The organism is Hominenteromicrobium sp., assembly GCF_046974225.1.
In the GTDB taxonomy this organism is placed as follows: Bacteria; Bacillota; Clostridia; order Oscillospirales; family Acutalibacteraceae; genus Hominenteromicrobium; species Hominenteromicrobium mulieris.
Genome location: NZ_JBKWAE010000006.1, coordinates 25831 through 39891, shown reverse-complemented (window position 1 = coordinate 39891; position 14061 = coordinate 25831). Strand labels below are relative to the sequence as shown.

The window sequence follows — 14061 nt, the reverse complement described above, 5'->3', positions numbered from 1 at the left end:
GGCTTTTTATATTATTCTATCTGCAAATTATAGAAGGAATGGTGAATACAATGCAGTGGACAGGATTAAATGATCTCAGAGAAAAGTATCTTTCTTTCTTTGAGTCTAAGGGACATCTGCGCCTGCCGAGCTTCCCGCTGATTCCGAAGGATGACAATAGCCTTCTTCTGATCAACTCCGGCATGGCCCCGATGAAAAAGTATTTTACGGGTGAAGTGACCCCGCCGAGAAAGCGCGTTACCACCTGCCAGAAGTGCATCCGTACCCCGGATATCGAGCGCGTGGGCATCACGGCACGCCACGGTACATTCTTCGAGATGCTTGGCAACTTCTCCTTTGGCGATTACTTCAAAAAGGAAGCGACCGCCTGGGCTTGGGAGTTCTTTACAAAAGTTCTCGAGATGCCGGCAGATAGGCTTTATATCTCCATTTATCAGGACGACGATGAAGCGTTTGACATCTGGACAAAGCAAAACGGCGTAGACCCGTCGCATATGGTACGCCTTGGCAGAGAAGATAACTTCTGGGAGCATGGCTCCGGTCCGTGCGGTCCGTGTTCCGAAATTTATTTTGACCGCGGCGAAAAGTACGGCTGCGGCAAGCCCACCTGCGGCGTGGGTTGCGACTGCGACCGTTACGTTGAGGTTTGGAACCTCGTTTTCACGCAGTTTGAGAACGACGGCAACAACAACTACACGCCGCTTGACCATCCGAACATCGATACCGGCATGGGTCTTGAACGTTTGGCATGTGTGATGCAAGGCGTGGACAACCTGTTCCTTGTCGATACCGTGCAGAACATCATGAAGCATATCTCCCGCATTGCAAATGTGCAGTACGGTGCGGACGAAAAGTCCGATGTTTCTCTGCGCGTCATTACGGACCACATCCGCAGCACGACGTTTATGATCAGCGATGGTGTTATGCCGTCCAACGAAGGCCGCGGCTATGTGCTCCGCCGTCTGCTCCGCCGCGCGGCACGCCATGGCAGACTTCTCGGCATCAACCACCCGTTCCTCGCGGACGTTGTAGATACTGTCATTCACGAAAACGAATGCGCTTACCCGGAGCTGCGTGAAAAGAGTGCTATGATCAAAAAGGTCATCGCGTTTGAGGAAGAAAACTTCTATAAGACCATTGATAAGGGCTTCGCGCTGCTCAACGACATCATCGACCGCACCGATGCAAAGGTGCTTTCCGGCGAAGACGCGTTCCTGCTCAGCGATACGTTCGGCTTCCCGATTGACCTGACCAAGGAAATCCTTTCCGAAAAAGGCATGAGCGTTGACGAAGACCGCTTCCGCGCACTGGTACTCCAGCAGCGTGAGACGGCTCGTGCAAGCCGCAAGAATGCCGGTGCAGACGCATGGGCAGGCGACTCCGCTGTGCTTGACGACATTGCAAAGACCGAATTTGTCGGCTACACCGATATGAAGGCAACCGCAAAGGTCACGGCTATCGTGAAGGATGGCGCACGCATTGAAGCTGCCGAGACCGGCGACGACATCGTGTTCACACTCGACCGCACCTCTTTCTATGCGGAAAGCGGCGGCCAGGTCGGCGATACCGGCGTCATCACGAACGATTCCTGCACCATCCGCGTTCTGGATACCACGAAGAATGCAGCGGGTGTGTTTATCCACAAGGCTGTTGTGGAGGAAGGCTTCCTCCGCGAAGGCGACACCGTTGAGGCTGTTGTAGATGTTGAGAGACGCAGAGCGATCATGCGCAACCACACGGCAGCTCACCTCCTGCAGGCTGCACTGCGCTCCGTGCTCGGCGACCATGTTGAGCAGGCCGGTCAGCTCGTCAACGAGAATGCCGTTCGTTTCGACTTCACGCACTTCTCCGCCCTGACGGACGAAGAGCTGCTCGCGGTTGAGAACCTCGTCAACAAGAAGATCCTCGAAGACATCAAGGTTGAGTGCCGCGAAATGCCGATCGAAGAAGCAAAGAAGCTCGGTGCTATGGCGTTGTTCGGCGAAAAATACGGCGACGTCGTGCGCGTTGTAACGGTAGGCGAATTCTCTAAGGAATTCTGCGGCGGCACGCATATTGATTCCACCGCTAAGCTCGGCCTCTTCAAGCTCGTCAGCGAATCCTCCGTTGCAGCCGGTGTGCGCCGTATCGAAGCGGTCACAGGTCTCAACGTCATTAAGATGATCTACGCAACGAACACGCTGCTCAAGGATACCGCTGTTGCGATGAAAGTCAATAACCCGTCCGACCTCCCGGCAAAAGCTGCACAGGTCAACGCCGACCTCAAGGAGAAGGACAGAGAGATCGAATCCATGCGCTCCAAGATTGCATCCATGAACCTCGGCTCCATTCTGGATAACGCCGTGGAAGTTAAGGGTGTCAAGATCGTTACGGCGATGCTCTCCGGCACAGGCAGCGACGCACTGCGCACCATGTGCGATAAGATCCGCGACGAAAAGAGCGATACGGCCATTGTAGCCGTGCTCGCAGGCGTTCTGGACGGAAAGGCAACGCTTGCAGCGACCGCAACGAAAGCGGCACAGGCAAAGGGCGTCAAAGCCGGCGTGCTTGTAAAGGCAGTTGCACAGCTCACCGGCGGCAACGGCGGCGGTAAACCGGACTTCGCTATGGCAGGCGTCAAGGACCAGACGAAGATTGACGAAGCCCTTGCAGCTGTTGAAAAGATCCTCAGCGAACAGATCTAAGTTCTCTCTATACGTTCTATATAAAATCTCAAGAAAGGAGAAAGGCAAATGGACTGCATTTTCTGCAAGATTGCCAACGGCGAGATTCCGAGCACGAAGGTCTACGAAGACGACAAAATGCTCGCATTCCGCGACCTCGACCCGCAGGCGCCGGTGCACATTCTGATGATTCCAAAGGAGCACATCGCTTCCGCAGATGACCTTACGGAAGAAAACGCGCAGATCGTCGCACATATCTTCACGGTCGCAAAGAAGATTGCGGCGGCAGAAGGTCTCACGAACGGCTATCGCATCGTCAACAACTGCGGCGAAGACGGCGGACAGACCGTAAAGCACCTGCATTTCCACCTGCTCGGCGGACGCTCTATGGCGTGGCCTCCGGGCTGATTCCCCGCATATGACGAAAATCGATAATTTTTGAAGGTAGGTTTTTACAATGGGTGAAGTTTATAAAATGACGATCGCCGGCTGCGAACGCGAGCTGCCGATCTGCCCGATCAGCGATACGCTGGATATTGCCGGTTTTGTTATGTTCGGCGATGTAGAGATCACCGAGAAGGCCGCAAAAGCGCTGATGGAAAAGTGCCCGGAGCACGACATCATCATCACGGCGGAGTCTAAGGGCATTCCGCTGGCTTACGAGATGGCGCGCATCGGCTGCCGTCAGTACGTTGTTGCACGTAAGGGCATCAAGGCGTACATGACGAACCCGATCAAGGTCGAGGTGAAATCCATCACGACAGACCACATCCAGACGCTGTACCTCTCCGAAGAAGACTGCGCAATGCTGAAGGGTAAGCGTATTCTCATCGTAGACGACGTCATCAGCACCGGTGAATCGCTGAGCGCGTTGGAAGATCTCGTGCATGAGATCGGCGGTAACGTCGTCGGCAAGGCGGCTGTGCTCGCCGAGGGCGATGCAAAGGATCGTACGGATATCATCTATCTGGAGCCGCTCCCGCTGTTCTTCAAGTAATTTCATAAAAGCTAAAAAAGCTGTTCGCTTCGGCGGGCAGCTTTTTGCTTTTTATAGGGTATTTCCGGCAGCTTCAATGCATAAAAATCTATGGGTGATGCGGCTTGAAACGGTATTTGTCTTTTAAAATCGCGTATATTCCTGTGGTGTTTTTCCTCGGTGCTCTGACATTTTTTGTGTGCTCTGTTTTGGGTGCGGTACATGCGGTATCTGTGGCCGCAGCACAGACCGAAAACCGCCCCGTGATCGTTCTGGATGCAGGGCACGGTGGGGAAGACGGCGGGGCCGTAGGCGTAAACGGTGTGGAAGAGAAAACGGTAAACCTTGCCATTGCGCTGTTTGTGCGAGAGAAGCTCGAAGCTGCGGGCTACCCCGTGAAAATGATTCGCGAAGTGGACACCGCCGTCGGCGATACCACGCTGAGCACATTAAACGAACGAAAGCGGTCTGATATTTTATACCGCACACAGATCGTAAACGAAACTGAGAACTGTATTTTCGTGAGCATCCATCAAAACTTTTTTGAGCAAAGTCAATACAGCGGCGCACAGATGTTTTACTCAGCAAATAATGCTAGAAGCGCCGACCTTGCCGAAACCATCCGCCGTGCGGTCATCGAGCAGGTGCAGCCGGATAACACGCGTGCCTGCAAGCAGGCAGAAAGCCGCGTGTATATTTTGAGCCATGTAGACGTACCCGCCGTGTTTGCAGAATGCGGGTTCCTCTCAAACCCGGAAGAAGCTGAAAAGCTGTGCGACGAGAACTACCAAAAGAAATTGGCGGCGGCTATCGCGGATGGCATTATCGCCTTTTGCAAAGCGGAATAACTCTTTACAAAACATCTGTTCCGTGGTAAAATAGGCTTAGAATTATACAAAATAAGGGCGGTGCGCATTATGGCGGCTAAAAATAAAATCGTCTACATCTGCTCAAACTGCGGGTTTGAATCCGCAAAGTGGGCAGGAAAGTGCCCGGATTGCGGCGAGTGGAACACCATGGAGGAATCCGTCAAAACGGCTGTTTCCGCAAAATCCGCCGCTTCCGGGTATTCTTCTTCAGCTTCTACGCTGCTGACGCGCCCGCTTGCAATTTCAGAGATCGATACGGAGGACGAGCATCGTTATCACACCGGACTTTCGGAGCTTGACCGCGTGCTTGGCGGCGGCCTTGTAAAAGGCTCGCTCGTGCTCATCAGCGGCGACCCGGGTATCGGCAAATCAACCATTCTTTTGCAGATCTGCGAATACCTCGGGCAAAAGCTGCGTATTTTATATGTTTCCGGCGAAGAATCTGCACGGCAGATCAAGCTGCGCGCAGGGCGTCTCGGTGTTTCCAGTCCCAACCTGCGCATTTTGGCGGAAACGGACGTGCAGCTCGTGGTGGAGCACATTCGCACCGAAAAACCGGATATCGTAATGATCGACTCCATCCAAACGATGAACTTTACCGATCTCAATTCGTCGCCCGGCAGCGTCACACAGGTGCGCGAATGCACGAACGCGATCATGCGCTGCTCCAAGTCGCTCGATATCCCGGCGATTCTCGTTGGTCACGTCAACAAAGACGGCGCCATCGCGGGTCCAAAGGTGTTGGAGCACATTGTGGACGCCGTGCTGTACTTCGAGGGCGACCGCCAGATGACGTACCGCATTCTGCGCGCCGTAAAAAACCGCTATGGCTCCACAAACGAGATTGGCGTATTCGATATGGGGGAAGCGGGGCTGCGGCAAATCGAAAACCCCTCGCAGGCAATGCTTTCCGGCCGCCCGACGAACGCTTCCGGCACATGCGTAACCGCCGTAATGGAGGGTACACGTCCGCTGCTCGCGGAGATTCAAGGCCTTGCAACGACAAGCGGCTTCGGTACGCCGCGCCGCATGTCCACGGGCTTTGATTATGCGCGTATGGCGCTGATTTTGGCCGTTCTGGAAAAGCGTGCAGGTTTCTATTTTTCCAATTTAGACGCGTATTTGAACGTCGTCGGCGGCCTGCGTATCGATGAGCCGGCGGTCGATCTGGCCGTTGCAATGGCACTCGTATCAAGCCTGAAAGACACGCCAATCCGCGATGATACCGTCGTGTTCGGCGAGATTGGTCTTGCAGGCGAGCTGCGGTCGGTCAGTCATATCGAGTCCCGCGTTTCGGAAGCATATCGACTGGGATTCACGCGCTGCGTACTGCCGTACCACAGCATGAAGAGCATAGATTCAAAAAGATTCAGCGGGGTGGAGCTCATCGGCGTCCACAACGTGAGGGAGGCGTTTGACGCATGTGTGCAGTAAAAGAACGATTTGTTGAAAAGCCGAATCTGCCGGAAAGCAAGGTCACGACAGCGGCGGTCTCCGGCGCATATCCGGAGATTTTGGAAGCTTTAAAGGCGCATGGTATTCGGTGCGTCACAACGGAGTTTGACACGCGTCTGCCGGATCCGATCGCGTACCATGCAGATATGCAGATGTTTCATTTGGATAAAGGACGCACGTTTGTTCTGCGCGGAGAAGAGGCACTCAAAAAGCAGCTTACGGATATCGGCTATCAGGTAGCGGAGACTGCCATGACTCCGGAGCCGAAATATCCGAAAGATGTTCTTTGCAACATGTTAAACCTGAACGGCACGGTGCTTGCAAACCTCGGTGTTATGGATCCGAACATTTACACCTGTCTGGAAGACGCCGGCCTTAAAATGAGGCATGTCAACCAAGGCTACACGCGCTGTGCGACGGCTGTTGTGGCGAAAGACGCGATCATCACGATGGATCTCGGCATTCGTGCACTGGCACAGTTTTTAGGCATCGACGTGCTGCTTGTGCACGAAGAAAACGTTTTTCTGGATGGCTACGATTACGGCTTCTTAGGCGGCTGCTGTGGCTTGATCGACAAAAATGTGGTGGCGTTCACAGGCAAGCTCGATTCTTTAGAGTGCGCGGCGGAGATTCGTGCGTTTCTCGAAAAGCACTGCGTACAGTACATTGAGCTGACACAAAACCAGATGATCGATATCGGCGGCATTTTACCGCTGATGGAGCTTGACGTTTAATTCCTAATTTTGTGTTTAAAAAGCCTCCCACGAAGTTTCCGTTGTTGATAATACACTAAACGCTTGTGTATTCATGTACAAGCACCCAAACACGCACATTTCAAAACAGATTCACACGGAAGCATACAAAGGGGCTTGAATCTAAAAAATCTCAAATTATACAAAATAGATATTTTGTATAATTTTGGGGGAGCAGCATTTTACGAATAGCTGGCTTTTCAAGCGGATTTTCGTAAAACCTGCGAGATCATCCTTTTTCAGCCAAACTCAATGTTTTGCGATTGCAACTTGCTTAAATAAACGCATTCATTATGAATCGTGATTGTGTGCGTTGATTCTTTGTAAATCTCGGCTGCGGAAATCCGTGCGTTTCTCAATTAGATTGTTTTTAATAACCTCGGCTCCGTTTATTCAGCTGTCTGTTTAAGTACCACGGCATGTCTATACGTCTCGTTCCGAATTATAATGATGATCCAAGAGTAAATTCAAGTATCGATTAGGCTAAACCCGAAAGCTTTGAAGCCAACGGAGCTGAACACCAAGCTGCGGCTTTAAAATTCAAAATTTGTGAGGTGTACCCGTTATGGATATTTTGTCTGAAATGCCGGAGATTGTGCGGCAATATGCTTTATATTACCGCAACATCAAAGGCCGCGCGCCGAAGACTGTAAACGAATACTGCTCTGACCTGCGGACATTCTTTCGTTTCATGAAACATTTTCGCGGATATGTTTCACAAGATACGCCCATGGAGGAGATTCCAATCGACGATATTGACCTTGAATTTATCCGTTCCATCACGACGATGGACATTTTTGAATTCATGAACTACGCTGCCGACGGACGCAGCAACATGAGCTCCACGCGTCAGCGAAAATCTTCGAGTCTCAAAAGCTTTTTTAACTACCTGACCGTGCACGAGGGTCTTTTGGATTCTAACCCCACAGAGAATCTGACCCCGCCGAAAAAAGCCAAAACCCTTCCCCGCTACCTCACGTTAGAGCAAAGCCGCGAGCTTTTAAACGCCGTGGACGGGCCGGATAAAGAGCGTGACTATTGCATTTTGACGCTGTTTTTAAACTGCGGCATGCGCCTTTCCGAGCTTGTTTCCATCAACATGAGCGACGTGATCCACAACAACTCCACCCTGCGCATCGTCGGTAAAGGCAGCAAAGAACGCATCGTATACTTAAATGACGCATGCTTAGCTTCTATCGATGGCTACGTGCGTGTGCGCCCAAAGGACGACGTGAAGGATAAAAACGCGCTGTTCATCAGCAACCGCGGCACACGCATCAGTCCTAAGACCGTACAGGCCATGGTCAATAAATACCTCACGAAAATCGGTCTTGGCGGCGCGGGATACTCCGTACACAAGCTGCGGCACACGGCGGCGACGCTGATGTACCAATACGGCAACGTAGATATTCGCGTTTTGCAGGATATTCTGGGCCACGAAAATCTCGGCACTACAGAGATCTACACGCACACCTCCAGCAAGCAAATGGAGGAAGCCGTAAACGCCAACCCACTTTCCAAAATGCGTGAAAAGACTGATAAGAATGAGAAATAATTGAAATTGAGCAAAATGAAAGCCTCTATCGATTTCAGTTCGATAGAGGCTTTTATGTTTGTTTTAAATTACTGTAAATGATCGGAAGTATCCGTTTTATCCGAGAACAGAGATTCCTGCTCCATGATCTTACGGTCGATCAAGCGGCCGTTCACGTACACATACTGCGGCTTATCGTCGTCATCGTCGTCCAACTCATCATTGTCGAAATTGAACGTATCGCCGTCTTTGGCTACGCGAATTTCAGCGTCCTTCGCTTCCGCTTCCTTTTTGTAGAACGGCTGGATCAGGTACGTATCGAGCAACGAATACGTCGCAAAGCTCGTCAGATAGCTGATGAACGCACACAGGAAAATGATTACGAGCAGCAGCGGGATCACTGCAAATGCCGCCGGGCAGAACAAAAACGCAATGAATAAACCCGCAAGGATTGCCGTAATCATCAGGTTGCGCAACAGACCCATAATAGAGAAAATAAACGCGTTTCTGTAAATGTGGCGCAGCTTCAAGTCAAACGTGACGATCATAACCGGAATGTAATACTGCGCAAACAGCATTAGAATCGACAGGATGCAGCAAACTGCAAGCGGAATCATAAACATCCAGTTGTCCGATACACGTGTGGAATAAAAGAAGATTGAGAAGCTCAAGATTACATATGCGAGATACACGATCACGCCGTTCAAAAGTGCCGGCTTCCAGTTGTTTTTCACAGCGTCCCAGAAATCCGACCAAACGAACGCATGCTCTTCCCTTGCGAAGTTTCGCGTTACATATGCTAAGCCGCATGTGAACGGCGAAAGCAGGATGAGCGGCAGTGTAACCGCATACAGAATGTACAGGTCAAGCACACCGAAGAACGACGTTGCATAAAGAAAATGCGGAACCGGTAAAAGAAATACGCCCACCATCAACGCGATGACCACAATAAATGGGATCATAAATGTCAGATTCAACTGCACCAGTTTAGACAGCTTTCGCCACAAGATCTCAAAAAAACGTACCGGCGCTGCCTTTTTCGGTTCATCTTTGTCAACGCCCGGACCCGGCTTATCATAATTACCGAAAAGTCCTAAAAATGCCACAAAATCAACTCCAGAATTAGATTAACTCGTTTTTGCACGAGGATGACACTCATTATACACGCTTTTCACGTGATTATCAAGGTCTAATAAATGAACATATACCTGTGTGGACGAAATATCTGCATGTCCCATCATGGTTTGAATGTCTTTTACGGAAGCACCACCCTGCAAAAGGTGCATGGCAAACGAATGACGCAGCGTGTGTGGCGTAATCTCCTTCGTAATGCCGGCCTCCGCCGTATACGCCTTGATAATTTTCCAGAAACCCTGACGCGTCAAACGCGAGCCGTTCAGATTGACAAACAGCGCGTCTCCGCTGTTGTCCGGGTCCACGATCAAATCGCGCATGCGGTAAAGATAATCGGACACAGCAACGACCGCTTTCGCATAAATCGGAATGGTGCGCACGCCCTTGGTGCCGCGGCAGAACAGCTTTCCCGTGCGCAGGTTGATATCCTGCACGTTGAGGTTGATGAGCTCACTGACGCGAATACCGGTGGCATAAAGAAGCTCCAGCATCGCTTTATCGCGGCAGCCCTTAGCTTCCGTGACATTCGGCTGGGAAAGCAGCAGGTCTATCTCCTCGCTTGTCAGCGTCTGCGGCAGCTTTTTCGGCTCTTTTTCAAGCTTTACGGATTTCGCCGGGTTCACCTGCATATCCCCGCGCAGGATGAGAAACTTATAAAAGCAACGCACAGAGGCAATATTGCGGGAGATCGTGGAATTTGTGCGGTTTAAGCTGTGCAAATGCTGCACATACGCTTCCACCGTCTCCGTTTCCACTTCGAGTGGAGATGTTATATTTTCACCCTCCAAGTAGCGCAGGAAAGCCGAAACATCGCGCAGATAAGAATCCCGCGTATTTACGGAACTCGGTTTCTGCACGAGCATGTACTCGCGAAACAGCACGAAGTATTCATCCATGTTCATTCATTTCGGCCTCCTTTGCTTTAAAATCTAATCTAAATTTGCAAAATCAAAAAGTGCAATGCACCGTATAAAATCGAAATGAAAACCAGCGCCGCAAACGCAAGCAAAAACCGCACGGTGCAGTTTTTTACGGAAAGCGGTTCTCCGTTTCCGAAAAACACCCGACAGCTGCGCCTTGCCGTGCAAAGCGCTTCCGCCGCAAGCAGCAAAAGCACCGTGATGCACAGCATTGTCATCGGCAGATAATCAAAGCACCGCCGAAAATACGATCCGATACCCTCAAGCCGAATCAGTGCCGTAAGCGACGTGCCAAGCGTGAAGCCCTTCAGAATTATCGCAGCGGGAATCACAAGCACACCCAAAAACGTCATGCCAAATAAAAAAATCGGCAATGCGTAAAAAAGCGAATCAAATAAAAATGCGGAAAATACAAACGGAAAGTCCGTTCCCGTTTCAAACGGCCCCCTAAACCACACAGAGCCGGAAACCGGCGCCATAGCTATTTGCGATGTCCGTGCGAATAAGCAGCCGAACAAAAAGCCGAGCAGGAACAAAATGCGCAAAGCCATTAAAACAGATAGGCTACGTGGTTTTGCATATTTCGGCTTTGCTTCCATTTTCGTTCACCACCTATAAAAGATGGTCAATCTATATGTGAAGCATCGCCGTGTTATGCCTTGCACACTCACATGGAAAGTTCTTCGGCGCGGTGCGTGCAGGCTTCAAACGAGCTGATCATCGCCTCATTAAAGCCCTGTTCTTTCAAGACATTCAGCAAAGCAAATGTTGTGCCGCCCTTTGACGTGACCATATCCATAAGCGCCTGTGGGTCTTTGCCGCTGTTTAAAAGCATATCGGCGCTGCCTTTCATGGTCTGGCAGAACAGTGTAAGCGCGGTCTTCGGGTCAATGCCCTGCTGCGCTGCATAATCACAAGTGAGCTTTGCAAGCAGATACAAATACGCAGGCGAGCTGCCACTGACCGCAATCACCGCATTCATCTGCGCTTCGTCAATCTCCTGCGTGACACCGCAGCAGGAGAAAGCGGAACGCACGCGCGCAAAGTCTTCTTCCGGCACATTGCTTGTCCGGCACAGCGCCGTAGCGCCCTCACCGAGCAGCAGCGGCGTGTTCGGCATGGCACGCACGTAGCGGCGGTCTGCGCCGAGCGCGTCCTGCAAATTCTTAAACGTTACGCCCGCAGCGATTGAAACGATGACAACATCGTCAGCATTCTTCTTCGCAACGGTCGGCGCAATAACGCGCAGCACCTCCGGGAAAATCTGTGGCTTTACGCAAAGGAACACCGTATCACAAAGCTCGGTAACTTCTTCGGCAGAAGTACAGGCTACGCAGCCGGATTCTGTAAAGCGCTGCATTTTTTCCGCGTGCGGATTGTACATATAAATATCTCCGACCGGGAAAGTGCCGGAAGATAAGATACCGCCAATAATCGCGGACGCCATGTTTCCTATGCCGATAAAGCCCAATTTGCCGTTTTTCATGATACGCCACCTCACTTCTGTCTTATATACTATAATACTTTTTAGCCAAATTTGCAAGAGCTTCCGTGAATATTTTTGCATCTGCACAAATTTATGTCTATAATCTTATGTAAACTTATGAATATGCAGTTCTGCTTTGCTACAAGCCGTTGTGAATAAATATGCAAAATCGTTCTTATACTCTTGATTAGCAGCTACAAAATTATGGCTTAAAATCTGATTTTTTCATCTCTATTCACGCCCATTACTCCACCGCATACGCTGCATATTACAAATATTACGCTCCGTATAACAAGAAGTACAATCCGCATATTTGCATACAGCATAACGCTTATCGCAACATAGAAAACTGCATAGAGCGTGCCAAGCACAAGGCCGTGCAGCAAGCCTTTTTCCCCCGCGAGGCGCGCCGCAAGGAAAGCGGAAGCAAAAACGGAAACGCCGCCGATCGCCGCCGCAGCCGTACCGAGTATAGGCTCGGACGGCAAAAAGCCGAGCTTTAAAATCATAAAGGCACAAACCGCGATCAGCACAGCCGAAAACAGCACAGAAAACAGGAGACCCAAAAACAGCTTCTTAAAATTCAGCATAGAAAAAGCCCCTTGAAATAAGTTTTGTTTCATACTTATTCCAAGGGGCTCAAAACTATTCGCTTTTAAACAGAGTGAAACTTACGCGTCTTCCTCGTGGATGGTATCGACGCTGCCGATCGCCCAACGCTTGATGCGCAGTCTTGCACGGTCGCTGCCGGTCTCGATGATAACGCTGTCGGTCTCATCCTTTACAGCGATGATTCTGCCGCAAATACCGCCGATGGTCGTGATCTCGTCGCCGACCTGTGCGTTCTTGCGCATTTCCGCTTCCTTCTTCTTCTTCTTGTTCTGCGGGCGGAAGAAGATGAAGTACATAGCCGCGATGATCGCACCGTAAACAAGGAGCATGATCAGCATGCTGGACATGTTGCCGCCGGCTGCTGCACCTGTCGTTGTCAAAACACTCAAATTCATGGTTTTCTTTCCTTTCTTTCATGGTGCGCTCCGTTCGACTGCAAAGCGGTCAATACACCCGTCACCAAATTAACTTTATACATTATAACAAAAGCCATTCGTGGTTGCAAGGATTTTCTAAATTCTTTTGTTAAATTTCTCTGAATACTCCTGATAAAATGCTTCAAACCGGTCTTCATCGAGCGCGTTACGAATGCGTTCCATCAAATTGTTGTAGAAATAAAGATTGTGCATAACCGTCAAGCGCATGGCAAGCATCTCCCCTGCTTTGAAAAGGTGGTGAATATAAGCGCGGGAAAACTTGCGGCAGACCGGGCAGTCGCAGGTCGGGTCGATCGGTTGATCGTCCAGCGTGTATTTCGCATTGAGCATATTGCGCACGCCTTCATTTGTAAATGCATGACCATGGCGTGCATTGCGGCTCGGCATCACGCAGTCGAACAGATCAACGCCGCGGTGCACCGCTTCCAGAATATTTGTCGGCGTGCCCACACCCATCAGGTAGCGGATCTTATCCTGCGGCATATGCTCTTCAACCGCTTCAATCACTTCATACATGACCTCTGCCGGCTCGCCGACCGCAAGGCCGCCAATAGCATAACCATCGAGCCCCAATTCCGCAATCTCCTTCATGTGGTTCACGCGCAGGTCGATGTATGTGCAACCCTGGTTGATGCCGAACAGCATTTGGTTCGGATTGATCGTATCCGGCAGCGCATTCAGTCTGTTCATCTCCGCCTTGCAGCGGCGCAGCCAGCGTGCTGTGCGTGCGCAGGAATTTTTCGCGTAGTCGTATTCCGCCGGGTTTTCCACGCATTCGTCAAACGCCATGGCGATGGTAGAACCGAGGTTGGACTGAATACGCATGCTTTCCTCCGGGCCCATGAAGATGCGATGGCCGTCGATGTGTGACGCAAACGTCACGCCTTCTTCTTTGATATTGCGCAGCTTCGCGAGAGAGAAAACCTGAAACCCGCCGCTGTCCGTCAGTACAGGGCCGTCCCAGCCGGTAAACTTGCGTACGCCGCCCATTTTGCGCACCACGTCATCGCCCGGGCGCAGATGCAGGTGGTACGTGTTGGAGAGCATCACTTGACATTTAATATCTTTAAGGTCGTAAGCAGAAACCGCACCCTTAATCGCCGCAGCCGTCGCGACGTTCATAAACGCCGGTGTCTGCACCGTACCGTGCACGGTTTGGAGCTCGCCGCGCCGCGCGTGGTTTTCTCTTTTGATAAGCTTGTACATGTAAAGAAAATTCCTTT

Annotated in this window: 14 protein-coding genes; 7 read left to right on the top strand and 7 right to left on the bottom strand. The window is 50.9% G+C overall.

Annotated features, from left to right (window positions below):
- Positions 1 to 50: 50 nt before the first annotated feature.
- The 7 genes from alaS to ACLTX1_RS06100 all read left to right on the top strand — a co-directional run bounded on the left by alaS (position 51) and on the right by ACLTX1_RS06100 (position 8270).
- Positions 51 to 2684, top strand: a complete 2634-nt coding sequence (alaS, locus tag ACLTX1_RS06130) for an alanine--tRNA ligase (protein WP_343284473.1) — start codon at positions 51 to 53, stop codon at positions 2682 to 2684.
- A 48-nt stretch (positions 2685 to 2732) separates the two neighbouring features.
- Positions 2733 to 3071 carry a histidine triad nucleotide-binding protein gene (locus ACLTX1_RS06125; protein ID WP_176820086.1) on the top strand — a complete coding sequence of 113 codons (339 nt, stop codon included), beginning with the start codon at positions 2733 to 2735 and terminating at the stop codon, positions 3069 to 3071.
- 49 nt (positions 3072 to 3120) lie between these two features.
- Entirely contained in the window at positions 3121 to 3660 is a 540-nt protein-coding gene (locus ACLTX1_RS06120) for a phosphoribosyltransferase family protein (RefSeq protein ID WP_308448311.1), read from the top strand.
- 116 nt (positions 3661 to 3776) lie between these two features.
- Positions 3777 to 4487: an N-acetylmuramoyl-L-alanine amidase gene (locus tag ACLTX1_RS06115; protein WP_308448310.1), complete on the top strand. Its 711-nt coding sequence runs from the start codon at positions 3777 to 3779 to the stop codon at positions 4485 to 4487.
- Between the two features lie 69 nt (positions 4488 to 4556).
- Entirely contained in the window at positions 4557 to 5942 is a 1386-nt protein-coding gene (gene radA / locus ACLTX1_RS06110) for a DNA repair protein RadA (RefSeq protein WP_308448309.1), read from the top strand.
- Entirely contained in the window at positions 5930 to 6697 is a 768-nt protein-coding gene (locus ACLTX1_RS06105) for a DUF6873 family GME fold protein (protein ID WP_308448308.1), read from the top strand. Before radA ends, ACLTX1_RS06105 begins: the two co-directional genes overlap by 13 nt.
- A 583-nt stretch (positions 6698 to 7280) precedes the next feature.
- A complete protein-coding gene (locus tag ACLTX1_RS06100; protein ID WP_308448307.1) occupies positions 7281 to 8270 on the top strand; it encodes a tyrosine recombinase XerC in 990 nt (329 codons plus the stop codon).
- 68 nt (positions 8271 to 8338) lie between these two features.
- On the opposite strand, the gene ACLTX1_RS06095 is transcribed toward ACLTX1_RS06100, so the two are convergent.
- From ACLTX1_RS06095 to tgt, 7 genes are all read right to left on the bottom strand, one after another.
- A complete protein-coding gene (locus tag ACLTX1_RS06095; protein WP_308448306.1) occupies positions 8339 to 9355 on the bottom strand; it encodes a YesL family protein in 1017 nt (338 codons plus the stop codon).
- Positions 9356 to 9376: 21 nt separating this feature from the next.
- Positions 9377 to 10285, bottom strand: a complete 909-nt coding sequence (locus ACLTX1_RS06090; RefSeq protein WP_308448305.1) for a tyrosine recombinase — start codon at positions 10283 to 10285, stop codon at positions 9377 to 9379.
- 32 nt (positions 10286 to 10317) lie between these two features.
- Positions 10318 to 10902, bottom strand: a complete 585-nt coding sequence (locus ACLTX1_RS06085) for a hypothetical protein (RefSeq protein WP_343284316.1) — start codon at positions 10900 to 10902, stop codon at positions 10318 to 10320.
- Between the two features lie 68 nt (positions 10903 to 10970).
- Positions 10971 to 11789 (bottom strand): pyrroline-5-carboxylate reductase, encoded by an 819-nt coding sequence (gene proC / locus ACLTX1_RS06080; RefSeq protein WP_308448303.1) that lies wholly within the window; start codon positions 11787 to 11789, stop codon positions 10971 to 10973.
- A gap of 209 nt (positions 11790 to 11998) precedes the next feature.
- The gene (locus ACLTX1_RS06075; RefSeq protein WP_343284315.1) at positions 11999 to 12379 is read right to left on the bottom strand and encodes a TIGR04086 family membrane protein; all 381 of its coding nucleotides are present in this window, start codon (positions 12377 to 12379) and stop codon (positions 11999 to 12001) included.
- 81 nt (positions 12380 to 12460) lie between these two features.
- Positions 12461 to 12796: a preprotein translocase subunit YajC gene (gene yajC, locus ACLTX1_RS06070; RefSeq protein WP_176820096.1), complete on the bottom strand. Its 336-nt coding sequence runs from the start codon at positions 12794 to 12796 to the stop codon at positions 12461 to 12463.
- Between the two features lie 117 nt (positions 12797 to 12913).
- On the bottom strand, positions 12914 to 14044 hold the full coding sequence (gene tgt, locus ACLTX1_RS06065; RefSeq protein ID WP_308448301.1) for a tRNA guanosine(34) transglycosylase Tgt: 1131 nt from the start codon (positions 14042 to 14044) through the stop codon (positions 12914 to 12916).
- Positions 14045 to 14061: the final 17 nt, after the last annotated feature.

What these genes read in the sequence shown, in the direction of transcription:
- alaS (WP_343284473.1), top strand. Translation starts at nt 51, where the DNA reads ATGCAGTGGACAGGATTAAATGATCTCAGAGAAAAGTATCTTTCTTTC.
- ACLTX1_RS06125 (WP_176820086.1), top strand. Translation starts at nt 2,733, where the DNA reads ATGGACTGCATTTTCTGCAAGATTGCCAACGGCGAGATTCCGAGCACG.
- ACLTX1_RS06120 (WP_308448311.1), top strand. Translation starts at nt 3,121, where the DNA reads ATGGGTGAAGTTTATAAAATGACGATCGCCGGCTGCGAACGCGAGCTG.
- radA (WP_308448309.1), top strand. Translation starts at nt 4,557, where the DNA reads ATGGCGGCTAAAAATAAAATCGTCTACATCTGCTCAAACTGCGGGTTT.
- ACLTX1_RS06105 (WP_308448308.1), top strand. Translation starts at nt 5,930, where the DNA reads ATGTGTGCAGTAAAAGAACGATTTGTTGAAAAGCCGAATCTGCCGGAA.
- ACLTX1_RS06100 (WP_308448307.1), top strand. Translation starts at nt 7,281, where the DNA reads ATGGATATTTTGTCTGAAATGCCGGAGATTGTGCGGCAATATGCTTTA.
- ACLTX1_RS06090 (WP_308448305.1), bottom strand. Translation starts at nt 10,285, where the DNA reads ATGAACATGGATGAATACTTCGTGCTGTTTCGCGAGTACATGCTCGTG.
- ACLTX1_RS06085 (WP_343284316.1), bottom strand. Translation starts at nt 10,902, where the DNA reads ATGGAAGCAAAGCCGAAATATGCAAAACCACGTAGCCTATCTGTTTTA.
- proC (WP_308448303.1), bottom strand. Translation starts at nt 11,789, where the DNA reads ATGAAAAACGGCAAATTGGGCTTTATCGGCATAGGAAACATGGCGTCC.
- ACLTX1_RS06075 (WP_343284315.1), bottom strand. Translation starts at nt 12,379, where the DNA reads ATGCTGAATTTTAAGAAGCTGTTTTTGGGTCTCCTGTTTTCTGTGCTG.
- yajC (WP_176820096.1), bottom strand. Translation starts at nt 12,796, where the DNA reads ATGAATTTGAGTGTTTTGACAACGACAGGTGCAGCAGCCGGCGGCAAC.
- tgt (WP_308448301.1), bottom strand. Translation starts at nt 14,044, where the DNA reads ATGTACAAGCTTATCAAAAGAGAAAACCACGCGCGGCGCGGCGAGCTC.